This is a genomic window from Lentzea sp. NPDC004789, from assembly GCF_053601075.1.
Genome location: NZ_JBSGBE010000005.1, coordinates 130,165 through 150,085 on the forward strand (window position 1 = coordinate 130,165; position 19,921 = coordinate 150,085).

Below are 19,921 nucleotides of genomic sequence, written 5' to 3' on the forward strand. Positions count from 1 at the left end.
GCGTGAGAGTACGAAAGCTCCCCGCGTACTAGCTGTGGCTGGGCGGGTTGTGGCGGTGGTCCGCTGTGGTTGGTGGGGTACGTGGGGACGTTTCGTGCTGCGTGAGAGTACGAAAGCTCCCCGCGTACTAGCTGTGGCTGGGCGGGTTGTGGCGGTGGTCCGCTGTGGTTGGTGGGGTACGTGGGGACGTTTCGTACTGTGTGAGAGTACGAAAGGTCCCCGCGTGCGTTCACGGCGCCGCGCATTACGATTCAGGATCGTTGCAGCGGAGGTGAACGGTGGAGTGGAGTGCCGGAGCGGTCGCGCGGATGCTCGGCATCTCGCCGACGACCCTGCGCACGTGGGACCGGCGCTACGGTCTCGGTCCCAGCACACGGCACGAGGGCAAGCATCGCCGCTACAACGAAGACGACGTCGCACGGCTCAAGCGCATGGTCGAGCTGACCGAGTCCGGGGTCGCGCCCGCGTCGGCGGCGGCGTCCCTGGTCCCGGCCGGTGACCCGGACTTCTGGGCGGCCGCCGACGAGCTCGACGCGGCACGGATGCGCCGGGTGGCCGTCAGCCTGATCGCCCGCCACGGCGTCGTGCACACGTGGGACGCGGTGCTGATGCCGTTCCTGGTCGAGCTCGGCGAGCGGATCTCGTCGGCCGCCGGTGGGGTCGAGGTCGAGCACGTCGCGAGCGGCAGCATCTCCGACGCGATGCGGGTGTCCGGGGTGGCGCTGGGGGAGCCGGTGGTGCTGCTGGCGTGTGCGCCGGACGAGCAGCACAGCCTGCCGCTGGACGTGCTGGCGGCGGCCCTCGCCGAGCAGGGGCACGCGTCGCGGAACCTCGGTGCCCGCGTGCCCGCGGCGGCGTTGGTGAGCGCGGCGGCACGGCTGGAGCCGCGCGTGGTGTTCGTCTGGGCTCACGATCGGGTGTACGCGGAGCAGGTGCCGCTGGACCGGCTGAGGGGTACTCCGGTGCTGGTCGCGGGACCGGGGTGGGACGAGGTGCCGCTTCCCGGCGACGTCCGGCGGGTGGAGACGCTCGGCGACGCAGTTGAAACGATTTTGAATCGAATCTAGACTGCTCGGTGTGAGCCTCGCCGACCGGATGATCCGCCTGCTGTGGGTGGCCGGTGGCGACGACGTGGCCGAGCGCGTTCTGCTTGCGCACTGGCGGGTGCTGCCCTCCGACGACCCCGCCGGACGGGCCCTGCGGGGCCGGCTGGTGGAGGCGTTGCGGCGGGAGCTGCCCGACCGGTTCGACGCGATCCGCCAGGCCGTGCTGGCCGACGAACTGTCCCTGCTCGACGACGCCGAACGGGCGGCTCCCAGCCGCGCCGCGGTGCTCGCCATCGTCCGCGCACTGCCTGCCGGGAGTACCCCATGACCGCGTTGCCGTTGCGCCACCACCCCGTGCGCGTGCTGTTCGTGTTCCTCGCCGCGGTGGTCGTGACCGCTGTGGTCGGATCGCTGTTCTCGATCTCCGCGGGGGCGGAGTACCTGGCGCTGCGGCGGCCGGACTGGGCACCGCCCGCCTGGCTCTTCGGTCCGGTGTGGACGGTGCTGTACGGGCTGATCGCGATGTCGGGCTGGCTGGCCTGGCGGCGTGGTGCCAGGCGGCCGGAGCTCGCGTTGTTCGGCGTGCAGCTGGTGCTGAACGCGCTGTGGACGCCGTTGTTCTTCGGCCTCGGCTGGTACGAGGTGGCGTTTGCGGAGATCCTGCTGCTGTGGCTGACGATCGTCGCGTTGGTCGTCGTGTTCTCGTGGCGCAGCAGGGTCTCCGCGCTGTTGTTGGTGCCTTACCTGGCGTGGGTGAGCTTCGCCGGAGCGCTGAACATCTCGATCGCGACGCTCAACTGACGCGGATCAGCCGGCGTTGGCCGGGATGAACTCCCGCAGCACCTCCATGCCGCGGTGGAAGCCGCCCGCCCCCGAGGGCTCCGGGCCGAGGACGCGGGCGATCACGGGGCCGAGGGTCTCGTGGAAGAAGCGCTCGGCGTGCTCCTCCGAGTCCCACACGGCGATGATCTGGAACTTGCCGTCGGCCTGGCAGGCGTAGCGGGCGCGCAGGCCCTCCGGGGTGACCGAGCCCATCACCTTGTCGAGCTTGTCGAGGGTGTGCACGGGCGGGGTTGCGATGGTGAGCCACATGATGTTCCTCCTGAGGTCGTGTGGCTCAGAAACCTAGGGAGTTCGCGCTGCTCAGCCATCCGCCGGAGTACTCGGGTGGGTACTCATCCACGCCGCGATCTGGCTGCGGGTGCTGAAGCCGAGCTTGGTGAGGATGTGCTGGACGTGGTTCTGCGCGGTCCGCTCGGAGATCACCAGCCGCTGGGCGATCTGCCGGTTGGTGAGGCCTTCGGTGACGAGGCTCGCGACCTCGTGCTCGCGGCTGCTCAGGTCGACCGTGGTGAAGCCGCTCATGCCCAACGCGCGGATCGCGCGGTCGGCGGCGCGCTGCACGGCGTCGGCGTCCTCACCGGCGGCGCGCAACGCCGACGCCAGGTGCCAGCGGGCCTCGGCCGCGAACGCCGGCGCGCCCGCCCGTGACGCCTCGTCCACGGCGGTGGTGAGGTCGGCTACGGCCAGGTCGAGCTTGCCGAGAGCCAGGTGGCCGCGGCCCAGCGCGAGCGACACCGGGCCCATGTACGCGACGCCGTTGCCGGCCGCGTGCTCGCCGCGGAACACCTCCAGCCGGGGCAGGAGCTCCGCGAGGTCGTCGAGCAGGCCCAGGCCGGACGTGACGAGCACTGCGTCGACCAGGCCCGGCACCACGAAGAACGCCGGCAGGTCCCACTCGCCGATGGGGCCGCAACGGCGGTACCACTCCAGCGCCTCGTCGCGGAAACCCGCGCGCAGCAACAGGAACGCCCGCGTCAGCTTGGACATCAGCCGGAACCGCGGCGGCGGGTCGTGGAAGTGCCGTGCGAGCGCCAGACCGTCCTCGGTGGGGCCGAGGTGGCACGCGAGCCCGCACTGCAACGCGAAGTACGCGCCGGACGCCGGTTCGCGCTCGATCACCCGCATGCGGTCGTAGGCACTGCGGCCTACTTCTCGCGCCTCGGCGAACCGGCCCTGCGCCTGGGCCAGGCACGCCGTCACGACCTCCAGGTGCCACCGCGGCACCTCGCCGCCGACGCGGTCGCAAGCCAGCCGCAACGCGGGCAGTTCCTCTTGCGCGGCAGCGAGTTCGCCGCTCTCGATCAACGCGTGGATCCGCCACAGCGAGCCCCACATGGCACCGCGCGGGCTGCGGGTGCGGTGCGCCAGGCCGGTCATCTCGGTGGCCAGCCCGAGCCGTTCCGCACGGCCCGCCGGACCGGGACAGGCCTCCTGCCGGGCGTGCAGGGCCTCGGCGAGCGCGCGGTCGTCACCGCTGCGCCGGGCCAGGTCGAGCGCCTCACCGCTGAGCTCGTCGAGGCGGTGCTGTTCGCCGCGGTAGAACGCGAGGTGGCTGCGCTGGGCGAGCAGCCGGGCGCGGGTGGCAGGGCTGACCGGCAGGCGGAGTGCGTTGTCGCACAACGGGGTCGCCACCGCGTTCACCCCGGCACCGGGTGCGGCTTCGAGCACCAGCGCGGCCTCCGCGACCTGTTCCGGGGTCCCCGCCAGCTCGGCGGCGCGCTGGGCGGCCCGCACGCACCCGGCGAGATCGCCCGCGAAGTAGGCGGCCCGGCCCAGCGCGACCTGCACCTCGCAGCCGTCCTCGATGGACGCCGCCGCGCGGAAGAGCCGCGCGCCCTCCTCGTAGGCCAGCCGCCGCACCGCGTCCTCGGCCGCGCGGATCGTCCAGTCCCGTGCCTTGCCCGGTTCGCCGCACGCGGTCCAGTGCCGGGCGACGTCGGCGTAACGCGTGCTCCCGGTCATCGCCTCGGCGATCCGCCGGTGTGTCGCCCGGCGCTCGGCGGTGCCGAGCGAGGCCTCGACGGCGTCCCGGGTCAGCGCGTGCACGAACCGGTGGCCCGTCGCGTCGATCAACGTGGCGGCCTCGTCGAGCGCGCTGATCGGCACGCCGGACGCCGCCGCGGCGAGGTCGACGTCGAAGTCGCGGCCGATCAGCGCCGCCGTCGTGATCAGCGCGCGGGCGTCGGGACCGAGCCGGTCCAGCCGTGCCGCGACGATGTCCCGGACGCTGCGCGGCGGCTGGTCCGGGCGCCACGTGCCGTCCTGCACCGCGCGGGCGATCTCCGTGACGAACAACGGGTTCCCGCCGGTCAGGTCCGTGATCGTGGCCGCGTGCTCCGGCCCGGTCAGCTCGGCCACCTCGTCGGCGGACAGCCCGTGCAGGTCGATGCGGACCGCCGAGCGCATGAGGTCCGCGACCGCCGGGCACGGGTCGCGGAACGTCGCGAAGATCAGCACGTTCCTCAGCTGGGTGGCGAGGTGGGCGAGCACGAGCAACGACGCCTCGTCGGCCCAGTGCACGTCCTCGACGACGATCACCAGCCCGTCGCGGTCCAGCGCGGTCGCGACCGCGTCGAACACCCGGAACCTGTCCTGCGGCACCTCGGCGTCGTGGGCCAGCACCGCGTCCGGGTCGGCGCCCACCCCCTTGAGCACCTGCCGCCACGGCCAGAACGCCGGCGCCCCCGAGGTCTCGACGCAGTGCCCCCACACGACCTCGCGGCTGCGTGCGAGCGCGTGCCCCGCCAGCTCCTGGGCGAGCCGCGTCTTGCCGATGCCCGGCTCACCGCCGCACAGCACCAGCCGGCCCGCGTCCGCCGCCAGCCACGACCGCAGCATCGCGAGCTCGCGGCCCCGTCCCACCACCCTCACGTCCTCCGACATCGCTCACACCCCGGAGCGCGTTTCGAATAATCGGTTGAGCCTCATCAGCGCGAAGCCGCATGATTGTCGCATAACCGCAGATCAGCGGCCTGAAAAAGGGAATTCGCACAATGGTGGAGATGGGGCTGTGGAGCCCCGCCCGTCTGTAAAACGGGAGCCACGCGCGAAGGCGGTTCGACTCCGTCCTCCACCACTCGGACGTTGCGCCACCGGGGTGACCCGGGGCAACGACCCCGTCCCGCTCCGCGACTACACGGGTGGAAAGGGGACGACATGTCCATCGATGTTCAACAACCGCGCGCGCTCGGTCTCGTCGGCAGCCAGATCCTGATCGGAGGCACCGCGGGCGGGGCGTTCGAGGCGCGGTTCAGCTACCGGATCCACGAAGGGCACGACGAGGTCACCGGCGCGTTCACGGCCGGCGATGGCGGTGGAGGCCACGGCCAGTTCCAGGTGAGCGTCGACGTGTCCGGCGCGTCGTTCGCGCTCGACCGGCTCTACGTCGAGGTCTTCTGGGCCTCCCCGAAGGACGGGGCCGAACTGGACAAGGTCATCGTGCCCGTCGTGTACGGGCCGCGGATCGTGCCCGGCTACCGCGTCTACCTGGAGTACGTGGTCCAGCCCGGCGACTCCCTGTGGTCCATCGCCGTGCACTTCTACGGCAACGGCAACCTCTACACCCGGCTGGTCCGGGCGAACCCGCACGTCATCACGGACCCCAACGTGATCCAGCCCGGCACCGTGCTGCGCATCCCGCAGGCATGAGGACACCGTGAGCTGGGACACGGGGCTCAAGTGATCCCCTGCCGAGGACCTGGTTGCTTGTTGGTTTCATACAAAGCACGCTGCTCAACTCGCTTCGATCTAGCGGTTTTCCTACCGGGTAGTAGACGAGAGTGTGTACATCGATTGGGCGGCGACTGCCGCTGAGGTTTGTGCGTCCGCGAGGAGTCAAGTCGTTGTTCAGTCGTGTAGCGATCGTCAACCGCGGGGAAGCCGCAATGCGGCTGATCCACGCCGTCCGTGAGCTCGCCGCCGAGTCAGGGGAACGGATCGAGACCGTCGCCCTGTACACCGATGTCGACAAGTCGGCGCCTTTCGTCAGGGAGGCCGACCTCGCCTACAACCTCGGCCTGGCGGCTGACCGTCCGTACCTCAACCTGAAGGTGCTGGAGCAGGCCCTCGTCGAGACGAAAGCCGACGCCGCGTGGGTCGGCTGGGGCTTCGTCGCCGAGATCCCCGAGTTCGCCGAGCTGTGCGAGCAGGTCGGCGTCACGTTCGTCGGCCCGTCCGCCGAGGCCATGCGCAAGCTCGGTGACAAGATCGGCTCGAAGCTGATCGCCGAGGAGGTCGGCGTTCCCGTCGCGCCGTGGTCGCGCGGTGCCGTCGAGAACCTGGAGCACGCGCTGAAGGTGGCCGAGGAGGTCACCTACCCGTTGATGCTCAAGGCGACCGCCGGTGGTGGTGGCCGCGGCATCCGCAAGATCACCTCGGCTCAGGAGCTGGAGGAGAACTTCGACCGCACCAGCCAGGAGGCCGCGCGCGCGTTCGGTTCCGGCGTGATGTTCCTGGAGCGCCTGGTCACCGGCGCCCGCCACGTCGAGGTGCAGGTCATCGCCGACGGCCAGGGCACGGCGTGGGCGCTCGGCGTCCGCGACTGCTCGGTGCAGCGGCGCAACCAGAAGATCATCGAGGAGTCCGCCTCCTGCGTGCTCGAACCGCAGCAGGTCGAGGACCTCAAGGCGTCCGCGGAGCGGCTCGCCAACGCGGTGGGCTACCGCGGCGCGTGCACCGTCGAGTTCCTCTACCACCCCGGTGAGCGGCTCTTCGCGTTCCTGGAGGTCAACACCCGCCTGCAGGTCGAGCACCCGATCACCGAGATCACCACGGGCTTCGACCTGGTCAAGGCGCAGCTGCACGTCGCGGGCGGCGGCCGGCTCGAAGGCCCCAAGCCGGTCGAGCAGGGTCACGCCGTCGAGGCCCGCCTGAACGCCGAGGACCCCGACCGCGACTTCGCGCCGTGCCCGGGCACGATCGTCCGGCTGGAGCTGCCCGCCGGCCCCGGCATCCGCGTCGACACCGGTGTGGCCGAGGGCTCGCAGATCCCGTCCGACTTCGACTCGATGATCGCGAAGATCATCGCGTACGGCCGCGACCGCGACGAGGCGCTCGGCAAGCTGCGCCGCGCCATGGCCGAGACGACCGTGATCATCGAGGGCGGCACGACGAACAAGAGCTTCGTGCTCGACCTGCTCGACGAGCCCGCCGTGATTGACGGCTCCGCCGACACCTCGTGGATCGACCGCGTCCGCGCCGAGGGCGGCCTGATCTCGCACCGCCACTCCGCCATCGCGCTGGCGGCCGCCGGTATCGAGGTCTACGAGGACGAGGAGCACCTCAACCTCACCCAGCTGCTGGCGTCGGCCCGCGGTGGCCAGCCGCGCACGAACCACGAGGGCGCCCGCAAGCTGGAGTTCGTGCTGCGCGGCCAGTCCTACGTCGTGAACGTGGCCCGCGTCGGTGCCGCCAAGTACCGCGTGGGCGTGTCCGCGGCGGACTCGGACAACGTCCTGACCGGTGACGTCGACGTCGAGCGGTTCGACCACCACGTCGGCCAGATCACCGTCAACGGCACGCGGTTCCGCGTCGTCACCGGCACGTCCGGCCCGGTCCACCAGGTCGAGGTCGACGGCGTCACCCACCGCGTGACCCGGGACGAGGGCGGTGTCCTGCGCTCGCCGATGCCCGCGCTGGTCGTCGCGACCCCGCTGGAGGTCGGCGCCGAGGTCGAGGCCGGCGCGCCCGTGCTGGTCCTCGAGGCGATGAAGATGGAGACGGTGCTGCGCGCGCCGTTCCGCGCGCGGTTGAAGGAGCTCAACGTCGTCGTCGGCACCCAGGTGCCCGCCGGTGGCGCGCTGCTCAAACTGGAGGAGATCGAGGACGCCTCCGGGGCCGTCGAGGAGCAGAAGTCCGAGTCCGCCGTGGAGCTCGAACTGCCCGCGCCGCGCACCGACGTCTCACCGGAGGAGCTCGCCGCCCGCGGTCTCGACGACCTGCGGAACCTGTTGCTGGGCTTCGACACCACCGCCGCCGACACCGAGCGCGTGCTGTCGAACTACATGGGCGCGCGGCACGACCTGCTGGAACGGCCGCTCGTCGCGGAAGCCAAGCTGCTCGGCATCTTCGCCGACCTGTGCGACCTCTCCCGCAACCGTCCCGCGGGCGAGGAGACCAAGCCGGAGAACCACATCCACTCTCCGCGCGAGCACTTCCACACCTACCTCAAGACGCTCGACGCCGACCGCGCCGCGCTGCCCGAGGGCTTCCGCGCCCGCCTGCAGAACGTGATCGGCCACTACGGCATCACCGAGCTCGACCGCACGCCGGAGCTGGAGCAGGCCGTCTTCCGCATCTTCGTCGCGCTGCGCCGCGGTGTCTTCGACGCGGCCGTCGCGACGACGCTGCTGCGCCAGTGGGTGCAGGAGGCGCCGCCGGTCGAGGCCGAGCGGGTGCAGGTAGGCCTGGTGCTGGAGCACATCGTCGCGGCGACGCAGGTCCGCTACCCGGCGGTCGCCGACCTGGCCCGCAGCGTCGTGTTCACGTGGTTCGCGCAGCCGTTGGTGCGCCGCAACCGCGCCCGCGTGCACAGCGAGGTCCGCAGGCACCTGATCCACCTCGACGCCCAGCCCCAGGCCGCCGACCGCGAGGAGCGGATCGCGGCGATGGTGGCGTCGGCCGAGCCGCTGGTGCGGCTGCTCGGGCAGCGCATCGGCAAGCCGGGCGCGGACAACACCCCGTTGCTGGAGGTGCTGGCCCGCCGCTACTACACGAAGAAGGCGCTGGCGAACCCGCGCGTCTCGGGTGCGTTCTTCGTCGCGGAGAACGAGCCGGAGCAGACCCGTCTCGTGTCGACCGCGGTGGAGTTCCCGTCGCTGTCCGACGCCGTCGGCGAGGTCGTCAAGCACGGCAACGGCACCGCGGTCGTCGCGGACCTCTACGTCAACTGGGTGGACGGACCGTCCGACCAGGACGAGATGGCCGCCGGTCTGGGCGCCGCACTGGCCGCGCACCAGCTGCCGCCGACGATCACCCGCATCACCACCACGGTCGCGGGCCGTCGCGGCGAGTCGATGCACCACCACTTCACCTTCCGCCCGTCGTCCAACGGGTTCGCCGAGGAGAGGCTGGTGCGCGGGCTGCACCCGCGCATCGCCGAACGCATGCAGCTGGAGCGGTTGCGCGAGTTCGACCTCACCCGCCTGCCGTCGGTGGACGAGGACGTCTACCTGTTCCGCGCGGTCGCCAAGGCGAACAAGTCCGACGAGCGTCTGGTGGCGCTGGGGCAGGTCCGCGACCTGACGCCGTTGCGCGACGACGACGGCCGGATCGTCGCCCTGCCCGCCGCCGAGGACGTGCTGGCGACCTGCCTGGACGGCATCCGCCGGGCACGTGCGCAGGCCGGTGGCCGCACTCGTCTCGCGACCAACCGGGTCGTGCTGTACGCGTGGCCGCCCACCGACCTGTCCTCGAAGGACCTGGACGCGGTCGCCACCCGCGTGCTGCCGACCACCACCGGGCTGGACCTGGAGGAGGTCCTGTTCCTCGCGCGCCGCAAGGACGCCACCACCGGTGAGCTCACCGACATCGGCGTGCGGATCGCCAACGACGCGGGCGCCGGTGTCTCGTTCTCGTTCGTGCAGCCGCCGACCGAGCCGATCCAGCCGCTCGACGACTACCGCCAGAACGTCCTGCGCGCCCAGTCGCGCGGCACGATCTACCCGTACGAGCTGGTCGACATGCTCGTCGGCGACGGCGGGTCCTTCGTGGAGCACGACCTCGTCGACGGCGCCCTGGTGCCGGTCGACCGCCCGCGCGGCGGCAACAAGGCGGGCATCGTCGTCGGTGTCGTCACCACGCCGACCCCGGCCTACCCGGAGGGCATGAAGCGCGTCGTCCTGCTGGGCGATCCGACCAAGTCGCTGGGCGCCCTGGCCGAGCCCGAGTGCTCGCGGGTGATCCACGCGCTGGACTTGGCCGAGGAGCTGTCCGTTCCGCTGGAGTGGTTCTCGCTCTCGTCCGGCGCGAAGATCTCGATGAGCTCCGGTGTCGAGAACATGGACTGGGTCGCGGCCGCGTTGAAGCGGATCGTCGAGTTCACCCAGGCCGGCGGCGAGATCAACGTGGTGGTCAACGGCATCAACGTCGGCGCCCAGCCGTACTGGAACGCCGAGGCCACGATGCTCATGCACACCAAGGGCATCCTCGTCATGACCCCGGACAGCGCGATGGTGCTGACCGGCAAGCAGGCGCTGGACTTCTCCGGTGGTGTCTCGGCGGAGGACAACTACGGCATCGGCGGCTACGACCGCGTCATGGGCCCGAACGGCCAGGCGCAGTACTGGGCCCCGAACCTGCGGTCCGCCTTCGACGTCCTGCTGGCGCACTACGAGCACAGCTACGTCGCGCCGGGCGAGTCCGGCCCGCGCCGGGTGTCCACTTCGGACCCGTCCGACCGCGACGTCTCCGGTTACCCGCACGTGGCCGGCGACAGCCCGTTCCAGACCGTCGGCGAGATCTTCTCGATCGAGGCGAACCCGGACCGCAAGAAGCCGTTCGACATCCGCACGGTCATGCGCGCACTGTCCGACCAGGACCACGAGGTGCTGGAGCGCTGGGCGGGCATGGCCGAGGCCGACACCGCGGTCGTCCAGGACGTCCACCTCGGCGGCATTCCCGTGACGCTGCTGGGCATCGAGTCGCGCGGCGTGGCCCGCACCGGCTTCCCGCCCACCGACGGCCCGGACACCTACACCGCGGGCACGCTGTTCCCGAAGTCGTCGAAGAAGGCGGCCCGCGCGATCAACGCGGCCTCGGGCAACCGGCCTCTGGTCGTGCTGGCCAACCTGTCCGGCTTCGACGGCTCCCCGGAGTCGATGCGCGAGCTCCAGCTGGAGTACGGCGCGGAGATCGGCCGCGCGATCGTGAACTTCCGCGGCCCGATCGTCTTCACCGTGATCTCGCGCTACCACGGCGGCGCGTTCGTGGTCTTCTCGAAGGCCCTGAACCCGTCGATGACGGTGCTCGCGGTCGAGGGCTCCTTCGCCTCGGTCATCGGCGGCGCGCCCGCCGCGGCCGTGGTGTTCGCCCGCGAGGTCGACGGCCGCACGGCCAACGACCCGCGCGTGAAGAAGCTGGAGACCTCGGTCGCCGAGGCGTCCGGCGCCGAACGTGCCGCGCTGACCGCCGAGCTGGCGGCCACCCGCCAGTCGGTGCGCACGGAGAAGCTGAACGAGATGGCCGCCGAGTTCGACCGGGTGCACAGCGTGCAGCGCGCGGTCGAGGTCGGCTCGGTCGACGCGATCATCTCGGCCGCGCAGCTGCGGCCGGCGATCATCAAGGCGATCGAGGACGGCCTGGCCCGGTCGTAGTCGCTAGATTGTGGGAGCCCCGGTCTTCGCGACCGGGGCTCCTTCGCGTTGGAGGCGGGTATGTGGGACTGGAAGCAGGACCGGATCGGGTCGGCGTTGCGCGGCGTGAACCCCGGGGTGCTGCGCAGGCTCGACGCGGGCTTCGCGACCATCGGCGACACGCAGTTCCTGCCCGGCTACTGCGTCCTGCTCGTGGACACGCCGAACGTGCAGCGGCTGACCGACCTGCCGCGGCGCCGCCGGCTGGAGTTCCTGGCCGACCTGGAACTGGCCGCCGAGGCCGTCGAACGGGTCTGCGCTCGCCGCGACCCCGGGTTCCGCCGGGTCAACCTGGAGATCCTCGGCAACACGGACCCGTACCTGCACGCGCACATCTGGCCGCGCTACGACTGGGAGCCGCCGGACCTCGTCGGCCGCCCGGTGTGGCTGTACCCGGTCGAACGCTGGTCCGACCCGGCCTTCGCGGTCGGCCCGGAACACGACGACCTGCGCGCCGAGCTCACCGCGGAGATAGATCGCCTTCGTTCGTGATCCCGAACGGGACGTGCACGCACGGCACGGTCTGGATCAGGTGCCCGCGCTGGTCGTCGAAGAAGATGTGCGGCCTGAGCACGTCCAGGATCGGCGCCTTCCGCAGCCCGCCGAGGAAGAACGCGTCGTTCACGGTCAGCCCCCACGCCTTGAGGCTGTTGATCGCCCGCTCGTGCGCCGGCGCGGACCGGGCCGTCACCACCGAGACCCGGATCCTGTCCTCGGCGAGCCGCTGGATCCGGTTGACGCCCGCGAGGAAGTTCCGCAGCGGTCCCGGATCGAGCGGGGTGACGACGTTGGTGGCCTCGTGCCGCTGGAACTGGTCGAGGCCGCCGGACTGGTAGATCCGCTCGGCGGCGTCGTCGGCCAGCACGCCGTCGAAGTCGAACGCGATGCGCAGCGCCGGATCGTCGTCGTCCTGGAACGACGACTTCAGCACCTGGCCCGCGGGCATGCCGGCCGACGTGGCCTTGCGGACGTCGTTCTCGTGCGCGGACAAGAACAACGACATGTTCAGCGCCGGCATGTACTCGTGCGGCGCCCGCCCCTCGGTGAAGATCGCGCGCGTGATCGCCAGCTCGTGATGGGCCGCCGACCGCAGGATGCGCAGGCCGGTGTCGGGGGAGTTGCGCGACAGCACGATCACCTCGACCAGCGGTCCCAGCGAGTTGAGCCGCAGCAGCCGCCGGATGAACGGGAACGCGACACCGGGCGCGAACGGCTCGTCGAGGTGTGCCTCCTGGTACGCGCGGTAGGCCTGTTCGCCCTCGGCCTGGAACACGGCGTCGGACGCGGACAGGTCGAACAGCGCGCTCGACGCGACGCCTACGACCAGCAGGTTCTCCAGGCTGGGAGCCATGCGGGGGATCGTAGCCGCCGCGTCGCCGCGGTCCCTAGGAGATCGTCCAGCGCTGGTTGGCCGTGCCGGCGCAGTCCCAGAGCTGGAGCCGGGTGCCGTCGGCCGAGCTGGGGCCGGTGGCGTCGAGACATCTGCCTGAGGCCGTGTTGCGCAGCTGGCCGTTGGACTCGGCGGTCCACTGCTGGTTGCCCGCGCCGGTGCAGTCCCACAGCTGCGTCACCGCGCCGTTGCCGGTGCCGGACGCGTCGAGGCACTTGCCCAGCGCGCGCAGCGTGCTGCCGTTGCGGGACCACTGCTGGGCGTTGGTGCCGTTGCACGTCCAGAGCTGCACCGCCGTGCCGTTGGCGGAGTTCGCGCCCGCCACGTCCACGCACTTGCCGCCGTAGCCGACGATCGTGCCGCCGGTGGGCGGGGTGCCGCCGGACGCGGTCTCCCAGATGGCGTTGAGCAGGCTGGTGCCGTCGTTCGTGTCCTGCGACAGCTCCCAGTTCATGATGCCGCCCGCGTTGGACAACGCCCACGACGTCTTGCGCTTGATCGTGGGGATGCCGTTGTAGCAGTTGCCGTTGTAGCAGTCGCGGTTGGCGTTGGCCGGGTCCTGCGCGACGAGGTCGCGGTAGGCGATGTAGGTCGGCCGGCTGTAGAACGGCACGCCCAGCACGGCCTTGCTCGCCGGCAGGCCGCGGCTCTTCCAGAAGTTGACCGAGGCGATCGACCAGTCGTAGTTCGCGTGCGGGCTGCCGCCGTCGTAGGCCATGATGTTCAGCCAGTCGACCGCGTTGAACACGGACGTCTGCACGCCCTCCGCCGTGCCGCCCTCGCTCACGACCGCGGCGGTGAGCAGCTTGCCCCGCTGGTGCAGCTGGGTGCCGAGCTGCTGCATGAGCGCGGCGTAGTTGGTGCCGGACTGGCCGGGATCCGGGTACTCCCAGTCGATGTCGATGCCGTCGAGGTTGTACTGGTTGACGACGTTGATCAGGCTGTTGACGAACGTGGTGCGCGCGCCGGCGTTGCCCGCCAGCTGTTCGAACGCCGAGTCGTTGCCGTCGTTCCAGCCGCCGACCGCGAGCGAGACCTTGACGCCGTTCTGGTGCCCGAGGCTCACCAGCTGCTGAAGTTTGCCGGTGTCGGGGATGCCCTGGAGCGTGCCGTTGCCGTTCGGCAGCACGAAGGCGTAGTTGATGTGGGTGAGCTTGCCGTACTGGACGGAGCCGACGCTGCCGGACCACGACGGCAGGTAGCCGACGCTCCGGAAGCCCTGGGGATAGGCGGCCTGCGCGGCAGGCGCCAGGACGGTCATCGTCGCCGTGGTGGCCAGCACCAGGCCGGCGACACCGAGGCGGGAGCGGAGTGAACGCATTGCAGGGTTGCCTTCCACTTTCGTCGAGCGCCCACTCGCGACGTTAGTGGTCTAGACCGGTGGTGTGGAAGATCGACAGGCGACCGGAACTGGTTCCGGTCGCCTGACGGGGAATCAGCGCAGGTACGACGCGCCGTTCACGTCGATGATCGTGCCGCTGGCCCACACGGCTTCCGGCTGCGCGAGCCACGCGACCGCCGCGGCGACCTCCTCGGGCTCGGCGACGCGGTTGAACGGGCTCTGCGCGCGGATCGCGTCGCCCTCCGGGCTGTCGAGGAAGTCCGTGACCATGTCGGTCCGCACGAACCCCGGCGCGACACCGGCCACCGCGATGCCTTGCGGGGCAAGGGACTGCGCGAGCGACTGGGTCATCGCGTGCAGGCCGGCCTTCGCCGCGCCGTACGCGGGCGCGTCCGGCTCACCCCGGTAGGCGCCGCGCGAGCCGATGTTGACGATGCGGCCGCCCTCGGTCATGTGCCGGACCGCGTGCCACGCGAGGTCGGCGGGACCGTAGAGGTTGAGCTCGATCGTGCGGCGCCAGGCCTGCTGCCACTCCTCGAAGGTGGTCGTGGCGATCGGGTGGTGGAAGTAGACGCCCGCGTTGTTCACCAGGATGTCGAGGCCGCCGAGCCGGTCCGCGGTCTCGGCGACGATCTGCCCCGCCTGGTCCGCGCCGAGATCACCCTGGACGGTCACATGTCCGGTGCCGGCAAGGCTTTCGGCCACCTTCTCGGCCTCGGCCGCACCGCTGCGGTAGTGGACGGCGACCTGGTGGCCGTTCTTCGCGAGGGCGTGCGCGACGGCGGCGCCGATGCCGCGGGACGCTCCGGTGACCAGGGCGCGCATCAGCCGCTGACCTGCTTGTCGATCATCCACTTCCCGTTCTGCTGCACCAGGGTGTACGTGTTGCGTTCAGTGGTGACCACGGCAGACCCCTGCATGTACTGCAGCGTCGCGGACACGACGTTGTCGCCCTGCTGGGTGACGTTCGACAGCTGCACCGAGGTGTACTGGCTCCAGAACGACTGGTACTTCTGGAAAGTCGGCACCATGGCCGCCTTGAAGGAGTCCGTGAGCGTGGCGTAGCCGGCTTCGAGGTTGTTCGGGACCAGCGCGTAGTAGGCCTGGAGCGCCTGCGCGGCGGTCTGCGGGTTCGCGGGCGGGTTCGGAGGGTTGGCCGGCGGGTTCGTCGTCGTCTGCGCCGGGGGCTCCGTCGTCGTCTGCGTCGTCGTCTGCGTCTGGGTCTGCGATTGCGTCTGGCTGGTGGTGGGCGCGGCGGACGTGCCGGAGGAGGCCGAATTGGTGGGGGACTGGGCGTGCTGGCCCTTGCCCTTGGGCCACAACAGGAACGAGCCGACACCCACGGCCAGCACGAGGAGCACGATCGCGATGGGGACGAGGGGGAACTTGCGCCGCTTCTCCTCCTCCGGCTGCTGAACCGGTGGGGGTGCCACGACCTCCTGCAGCGCTGCGGCAGGGGTCGGTGCCGCCGCGGCCGGTTCCTCGACGGGCTCCGGCTCCGGCTCCGGCTCGGGCTCCGGTGCCGCGGGCGGTGCCGTCAGCTTGACGGCCTCGGCGGCAGCGGCACCCGCCACCAGCGCGGCCGCGGCCGCGCTCGCCTCCTGCTTCGCCTTCTCCTCCGGCTGGGCCTCGGCCGGCAGCTCCACCGTGGCCGGGATGACCGCGGTCGCCTCCGACCCCAGCGGCGACTCGTTCACCACGGCGGCCAGCAGGTGCACGGCCTCCTCCATGGACGGACGGCGCTCGGGTTCGTTGGCCAGCAGGCGGAACAGCACCGGCGCGAGCAGCGGACCGGCGTTGGCGGGCGGCATGATCGACCCGCTGGCCACGCGGTGCAGCATGGCGATGTGGTTGTCGGCGGTGCCGAACGGCGGCCCGCCCTCGACGGCGTTGTAGAGCGTGGCGCCGAGGGAGAAGACGTCGGACGCGAAGCCCGCGTCCTCGCCGCGCGCGACCTCGGGGGAGAAGAACGCGGGCGTGCCCACGGTTCCCGTCGCGGTGGCCGTGCCGTCGTCACCGGTGGCGCGGGAGATGCCGAAGTCGGTGATCTTGACTTCCTGGTCGCCGATCAGGACGTTGCCGGGCTTCACGTCGCGGTGCTGGATGCCGTGCCGGTGGGCGGCGGCCAGCGCGGCGGCGGTGTAGCAGCCGATGCGGGCGACCTCGCGCGGCGGCAGCGTGCCCTGCTCGGTGATCACGGCGGCGAGGCTGCGGGACGGGAGGTACTCCATGATCAGCCAGGGCTGACCGTCCTCCTCCACGACGTCGTAGACGCGGATGGCGTTCGGGTGTTCGAGGCGGGCGGCCAGGCGGGCCTCGCGCATGGCTCTGGCCTTGGCGCGGGCGATCTTGGCGTCGTCGAGGCCGTCGAGGGCGAGCAGCTCCTTAGCCGCGACCACACGGTGAAGTTGCTCGTCATAAGCCTGCCAGACGACTCCCATCGCGCCCTGGCCGACTTTCGCCTTCAACCGGTAGCGGCCCCCGATGAGCCTGCTCTTCTCCTCCACGCCCGCGCTCCCGTTCCCTTTGATCACTCACAAGTGTGACGGTTGCCGCGTTCGTCGTTGACTGTAACCCCATCTGGGGGTACATATGGGGTTATGCCAAAAATCAATGTTTACCTGCCCGATGACCTGGCCGAAACCGTCAAGGAGCTCAACCTTCCGATTTCGGCGATCTGCCAGCGCGCGCTGGAGGTCTCGGTCAAGCGGATCACCTCGGTGCGCGGGCTCACGGTGGACGAGCTGGACGGCGAACGGGGCTCGCAGCTCACCCAGCGCATGCGCACGGTGCTCCGCCTCGCCGCCGAGTCACCCGTGGTCACCACCGCGGAGCTGGCGCGCGCGCTCGTGGACGAGGGCGGCAACCTCGCCCTGGACGTGCTGCGCGCGATCGACATCGACCCGCGGACGTTGCACTTCGAACCGGGGGAGGCGGAGGGGGCCGGGTTCGCGTCCGACGCGGTCAACGCCCTGGAGCTGGCCGTGGTGGAGGCGGTGGCGCTCGGACACAACTACGTGGGCTGTGAGCACCTGCTGCTCGGCATCATCGCCGAACCGGACGGCAAGGGCGGCGAGGTGCTGCGCTCGCTGGGAGCCGATCTCAAGGGCACCCGCCGAGCCGTGCAGACCGCGCTCGCCGGGATCGTGCACATCAAGAAGCAGCAGACCGCACCGGACGCCGCGAAGATCCTGGAGATGATCATGACTCGGCTGGACCGGCTGGAGAAGCAGGTGGGTATCGGGTGACCAGCTCCGCGCCGATGCGGGCCAGGTGGTCTCGCACCGCCTGCGGCGACTCGACCGTGATGAGGCTGCCCCAGCCGGCGACGTTGCGGGCGATGTCGAGCGGGCGCGGGGCGGTCAGCTCGACGCGGGTGTTCTCGCCGAGGTCCTCCAGGACGGTGCAGTGCCGGCCGTGAATGTGCTGGAACACCTTGAGAAACCTCGTCGCCAGCAGCATGGTCGCGACGGTCTCGGCACGGCGTTGCTCGACCTCGGTGACGACCGAGTCCCACGCGCTCGCCAGTTCGAAGTCGGGTGGTCTCGTCGCCGGAGCGCCGGTCAGGGTGGCGCCCAGGATGCGGTCGACGCGGAACGTGCGCTGGCCGTCCTTGGTGCCGGCGAGGAAGTACCAGACGCCGTCCTTGTCGACGAGACCCCACGGGTCGACGATGCGCCCGGCCGGTGCGGAACCGCGTTTCTGGTAGGTCAGGCTGACCTGGACCTGCCGCACGACGGCCTGTTGCAGCAGTGACACCAGCACCGGGCGGTCCTTCGTGTCGTCGCCCCAGCTCGCGGTGTCGACGACGACCGCGGACGCCGCGGCTTCCGCGTCCGCGCGGAACGTCTGCGGCAGGGCTCGCACGAGCTTGCGCAGTGCCGACTTCACCTGGGGTGCGACGGACGCCGCCGGGCCGGCGATCAGGAACAACGCCTGCGCCTCCGCCGCGGTCAGCCCGCTGAGGTCGGTGCGGGCGCCGCCGATCAACGACCAGCCGCCGCCTCGCCCCGGTTGGGGGTAGACGGGGACGCCCGCCGCGGACAGCGCTTCCAGGTCGCGGCGGGCGGTGGCGGTCGACACCTCCAGCTCCCTGGCCAGCTCGGCGGCGGTCACCCTGCCTCTGGCCTGCATCAACAGCAACGTGGCGACGAGACGGTCTGCGCGCATGTCTCCAGATCTCTGGTGAAAGTGCTCATTGGATGAGCACTTTACGGCCGAAGGTGGAACCCGACACCGGAAACTTTTTTGGAGGATGATCAAGATGCTGCGAGGCATGGCCACCGTGGTCTTCTACGCCGACGACGTGGCCGAGGCGCGTGCCTGGTACACCGAGTTCCTCGGGATCGAGGCGTACTTCGAGCGGCGGACGCCGGAGGGCGAGCTGGGGTACGCCGAGTTCCGGATCGGGGACTTCGAGGCCGAGTTCGGGCTGGTGCAGCGGCAGTTCGAGGTGAGGCCGACCGACGGTCCCGGCGGGGCGATCCTGTTCTGGGCGGTGGACGACCTCGACGCGACGCTCGCGCGGCTGGTGGAGCTGGGTGCGAAGGTGTACGACGAACCGCGGCCGAGGGGTGAGGGGTTCATGACGGCGTCCGTGGTGGATCCGTTCGGGAACGTCCTCGGGATCATGACGAACGTGCACTACACGTCGGTCGTCACCTCGGTCTTCGGCGAGAACCGCGACAAACGTCTCGGCTGAGAACCGTCATTCGCCGCTCCAACTGCGGCATCACCCGGGCGTCTACTTGTCGGGACGTCGCAGTTGGCAGGAGGCCCGTTGATGGTTGTCGGCGGGCGAGGGCCCATCCGCGTGCTGATCGTCGACGACGACGCGCGCGTGCGCAGCGCCATGCGGACGTTTCTGCTGGCACATCAGGAGTTCGAGGTCGTCGGCGAGGCCGGGTGCCCGGCCTCTGCCGTGCGGATGGCCGAGGAGACCACGCCGAGCGTCGCGATCGTCGACGTGTTGATGCCCGCCGAGCGGGACGGCGTGTCGTTGCTCAAGGTCCTCACCGGGCGGTACGGAATCCCTGTGGTGGCAATGAGTTTGAACAACGCCTGTGCCGACGGCGCGATCGCGGCGGGCGCGTTCACGTTCCTCGCCAAGGACGGCTGCTCGGAGCTCCTGGTCAGTGCGTTGCTGGCCGCGTGTCGGCAGGACGGATGACGTAGGCGCGGCCGGACTTCGGTCCCGGTCGGGGGTTCCGCAACTACGCGAGCGGGTTCGGTCGGCCGACCGATCCGGAAGGGGTGTGGTGGGGAGCACAGTTCTCACCACCACACCCCGACCTCCACCCCGAGGTCACCGTCCGCGGAGGCGAGCGACATGACCATCGTGAGGGGCACCGTCAGAGACACCGTCAGAGGCACCGTCAGAGGCACCATCAGGAGCACCGAGACGCTCGACAGCCGGATGCTCGCGGAGCTCTACCGCATGCACGGCGCGTCGGTGCACAAGTACCTGCGCTCGCTCACCAACGGCGACGCGCATCTGGCCGAGGACATCCTGCAGGAGACGTTCCTGCGCGCCTGGCGCACGCCGCGCCTCGCGCACCGTCCGGAGTCGGCGAGGCCGTGGCTCGCGACGGTGGCCCGCAACCTCGTGGTCGACCGCGTCCGGCAGCGCAACCGCCGGCCGCGGGAAGCCGGTGAGGCCGCACTGGCCCACCTGCCGACGGCCAGGTGCGAGATCTCGCGGGTCGTCGACTCGATCACCCTCGCCGGCGCGATGGCACGGCTGAGTCCGGGCCGGCGCGAGGTCGTGGTGCAGATGTACCTCCACGGGCGCAGCTCCGAGGAGATCTCGGCCGTGCTCGGCATTCCGGTCGGCACCGTGAAGTCCCGCGCTCACTCCGCCCTGCGCTCGTTGCGGGTGCAGCTGAAGAGCCCGGACCTGTGCCTGGCCGCGTGACACGTGTCTGCTCGACCTGCGCCTGCTTGAAACGGG

17 protein-coding genes and 1 tRNA gene are annotated in these 19,921 nt (G+C 70.8%); 11 read left to right on the forward strand and 7 right to left on the reverse strand.

All coding sequences use genetic code 11. The features are described 5' to 3' along the window. Nucleotides 1-278: 278 nt before the first annotated feature. The 3 genes from ACWEIJ_RS13445 to ACWEIJ_RS13455 are packed head-to-tail and all read left to right on the forward strand — an operon-like array spanning nucleotide 279 to nucleotide 1,847. Entirely contained in the window at nucleotides 279-1,067 is a 789-nt protein-coding gene (locus ACWEIJ_RS13445; protein ID WP_449837434.1) for a MerR family transcriptional regulator, read from the forward strand. A gap of 10 nt (nucleotides 1,068-1,077) precedes the next feature. After that, nucleotides 1,078-1,374, forward strand: a complete 297-nt coding sequence (locus ACWEIJ_RS13450) for a hypothetical protein (protein ID WP_449837435.1) — start codon at nucleotides 1,078-1,080, stop codon at nucleotides 1,372-1,374. After that, entirely contained in the window at nucleotides 1,371-1,847 is a 477-nt protein-coding gene (locus ACWEIJ_RS13455) for a TspO/MBR family protein (protein WP_449837436.1), read from the forward strand. The genes ACWEIJ_RS13450 and ACWEIJ_RS13455 overlap by 4 nt, the downstream gene beginning before the upstream one ends. Nucleotides 1,848-1,853: 6 nt before the next feature. On the opposite strand, the gene ACWEIJ_RS13460 is transcribed toward ACWEIJ_RS13455, so the two are convergent. Together ACWEIJ_RS13460 and ACWEIJ_RS13465 are read right to left on the reverse strand one after the other, a co-directional pair. Beyond that, nucleotides 1,854-2,138: a hypothetical protein gene (locus ACWEIJ_RS13460; RefSeq protein WP_449837437.1), complete on the reverse strand. Its 285-nt coding sequence runs from the start codon at nucleotides 2,136-2,138 to the stop codon at nucleotides 1,854-1,856. A gap of 51 nt (nucleotides 2,139-2,189) precedes the next feature. Continuing rightward, nucleotides 2,190-4,772, reverse strand: a complete 2,583-nt coding sequence (locus ACWEIJ_RS13465; RefSeq protein ID WP_449837438.1) for an ATP-binding protein — start codon at nucleotides 4,770-4,772, stop codon at nucleotides 2,190-2,192. Between the two features lie 112 nt (nucleotides 4,773-4,884). Here ACWEIJ_RS13465 and ACWEIJ_RS13470 point away from each other — a divergent pair. From ACWEIJ_RS13470 to ACWEIJ_RS13485, 4 genes are all read left to right on the forward strand, one after another. Beyond that, a tRNA-Tyr gene (locus ACWEIJ_RS13470) sits at nucleotides 4,885-4,965 on the forward strand. An 80-nt stretch (nucleotides 4,966-5,045) separates the two neighbouring features. After that, nucleotides 5,046-5,537 (forward strand): Gmad2 immunoglobulin-like domain-containing protein, encoded by a 492-nt coding sequence (locus ACWEIJ_RS13475; protein WP_449837439.1) that lies wholly within the window; start codon nucleotides 5,046-5,048, stop codon nucleotides 5,535-5,537. A 194-nt stretch (nucleotides 5,538-5,731) separates the two neighbouring features. Continuing rightward, nucleotides 5,732-11,200, forward strand: coding sequence for an ATP-binding protein (locus tag ACWEIJ_RS13480; RefSeq protein WP_449837440.1), 5,469 nt, complete (start codon nucleotides 5,732-5,734; stop codon nucleotides 11,198-11,200). Between the two features lie 60 nt (nucleotides 11,201-11,260). Then, on the forward strand, nucleotides 11,261-11,731 hold the full coding sequence (locus ACWEIJ_RS13485; RefSeq protein WP_449837441.1) for a hypothetical protein: 471 nt from the start codon (nucleotides 11,261-11,263) through the stop codon (nucleotides 11,729-11,731). On the opposite strand, the gene ACWEIJ_RS13490 is transcribed toward ACWEIJ_RS13485, so the two are convergent. The 4 genes from ACWEIJ_RS13490 to ACWEIJ_RS13505 form a co-directional block, all read right to left on the reverse strand. Further along, nucleotides 11,700-12,590: a 5'-nucleotidase gene (locus tag ACWEIJ_RS13490; protein WP_449837442.1), complete on the reverse strand. Its 891-nt coding sequence runs from the start codon at nucleotides 12,588-12,590 to the stop codon at nucleotides 11,700-11,702. The genes ACWEIJ_RS13485 and ACWEIJ_RS13490 overlap by 32 nt on opposite strands. Before the next feature lie 34 nt (nucleotides 12,591-12,624). After that, complete coding sequence (locus ACWEIJ_RS13495; RefSeq protein ID WP_449837443.1) at nucleotides 12,625-13,950, reverse strand: glycosyl hydrolase family 18 protein; 1,326 nt, start codon at nucleotides 13,948-13,950, stop codon at nucleotides 12,625-12,627. 114 nt (nucleotides 13,951-14,064) lie between these two features. Next, nucleotides 14,065-14,796, reverse strand: a complete 732-nt coding sequence (locus tag ACWEIJ_RS13500; RefSeq protein ID WP_449837444.1) for an SDR family NAD(P)-dependent oxidoreductase — start codon at nucleotides 14,794-14,796, stop codon at nucleotides 14,065-14,067. After that, nucleotides 14,796-16,505: a serine/threonine-protein kinase gene (locus ACWEIJ_RS13505; protein ID WP_449837445.1), complete on the reverse strand. Its 1,710-nt coding sequence runs from the start codon at nucleotides 16,503-16,505 to the stop codon at nucleotides 14,796-14,798. Before ACWEIJ_RS13505 ends, ACWEIJ_RS13500 begins: the two co-directional genes overlap by 1 nt. A 66-nt stretch (nucleotides 16,506-16,571) precedes the next feature. On the opposite strand from ACWEIJ_RS13505, the gene ACWEIJ_RS13510 reads away from it, so the two are divergent. Beyond that, complete coding sequence (locus ACWEIJ_RS13510; RefSeq protein WP_449837446.1) at nucleotides 16,572-17,219, forward strand: Clp protease N-terminal domain-containing protein; 648 nt, start codon at nucleotides 16,572-16,574, stop codon at nucleotides 17,217-17,219. On the opposite strand, the gene ACWEIJ_RS13515 is transcribed toward ACWEIJ_RS13510, so the two are convergent. Continuing rightward, a complete protein-coding gene (locus ACWEIJ_RS13515; protein ID WP_449837447.1) occupies nucleotides 17,173-18,141 on the reverse strand; it encodes a helix-turn-helix transcriptional regulator in 969 nt (322 codons plus the stop codon). The genes ACWEIJ_RS13510 and ACWEIJ_RS13515 overlap by 47 nt on opposite strands. Nucleotides 18,142-18,235: 94 nt before the next feature. Here ACWEIJ_RS13515 and ACWEIJ_RS13520 point away from each other — a divergent pair, with 94 nt between their 5' ends. The 3 genes from ACWEIJ_RS13520 to ACWEIJ_RS13530 all read left to right on the forward strand — a co-directional run bounded on the left by ACWEIJ_RS13520 (nucleotide 18,236) and on the right by ACWEIJ_RS13530 (nucleotide 19,885). Further along, complete coding sequence (locus ACWEIJ_RS13520) at nucleotides 18,236-18,673, forward strand: VOC family protein (protein WP_449837448.1); 438 nt, start codon at nucleotides 18,236-18,238, stop codon at nucleotides 18,671-18,673. 111 nt (nucleotides 18,674-18,784) lie between these two features. After that, the gene (locus ACWEIJ_RS13525) at nucleotides 18,785-19,141 is read left to right on the forward strand and encodes a response regulator (protein ID WP_449837449.1); all 357 of its coding nucleotides are present in this window, start codon (nucleotides 18,785-18,787) and stop codon (nucleotides 19,139-19,141) included. A 159-nt stretch (nucleotides 19,142-19,300) separates the two neighbouring features. Beyond that, nucleotides 19,301-19,885 (forward strand): sigma-70 family RNA polymerase sigma factor, encoded by a 585-nt coding sequence (locus ACWEIJ_RS13530; RefSeq protein ID WP_449837450.1) that lies wholly within the window; start codon nucleotides 19,301-19,303, stop codon nucleotides 19,883-19,885. The last annotated feature ends 36 nt before the right edge of the window (nucleotides 19,886-19,921 follow it).

Bases quoted from the DNA above. Each gene is read 5' to 3' on its own strand.
- ACWEIJ_RS13495 (WP_449837443.1), bottom strand. From the start codon at position 13,950: ATGCGTTCACTCCGCTCCCGCCTCGGTGTCGCCGGCCTGGTGCTGGCC.
- ACWEIJ_RS13490 (WP_449837442.1), bottom strand. From the start codon at position 12,590: ATGGCTCCCAGCCTGGAGAACCTGCTGGTCGTAGGCGTCGCGTCGAGC.
- ACWEIJ_RS13500 (WP_449837444.1), bottom strand. From the start codon at position 14,796: ATGCGCGCCCTGGTCACCGGAGCGTCCCGCGGCATCGGCGCCGCCGTC.
- ACWEIJ_RS13515 (WP_449837447.1), bottom strand. From the start codon at position 18,141: ATGCGCGCAGACCGTCTCGTCGCCACGTTGCTGTTGATGCAGGCCAGA.
- ACWEIJ_RS13475 (WP_449837439.1), top strand. From the start codon at position 5,046: ATGTCCATCGATGTTCAACAACCGCGCGCGCTCGGTCTCGTCGGCAGC.
- ACWEIJ_RS13460 (WP_449837437.1), bottom strand. From the start codon at position 2,138: ATGTGGCTCACCATCGCAACCCCGCCCGTGCACACCCTCGACAAGCTC.
- ACWEIJ_RS13520 (WP_449837448.1), top strand. From the start codon at position 18,236: ATGCTGCGAGGCATGGCCACCGTGGTCTTCTACGCCGACGACGTGGCC.
- ACWEIJ_RS13455 (WP_449837436.1), top strand. From the start codon at position 1,371: ATGACCGCGTTGCCGTTGCGCCACCACCCCGTGCGCGTGCTGTTCGTG.
- ACWEIJ_RS13530 (WP_449837450.1), top strand. From the start codon at position 19,301: ATGACCATCGTGAGGGGCACCGTCAGAGACACCGTCAGAGGCACCGTC.
- ACWEIJ_RS13465 (WP_449837438.1), bottom strand. From the start codon at position 4,772: ATGTCGGAGGACGTGAGGGTGGTGGGACGGGGCCGCGAGCTCGCGATG.
- ACWEIJ_RS13510 (WP_449837446.1), top strand. From the start codon at position 16,572: ATGCCAAAAATCAATGTTTACCTGCCCGATGACCTGGCCGAAACCGTC.
- ACWEIJ_RS13485 (WP_449837441.1), top strand. From the start codon at position 11,261: ATGTGGGACTGGAAGCAGGACCGGATCGGGTCGGCGTTGCGCGGCGTG.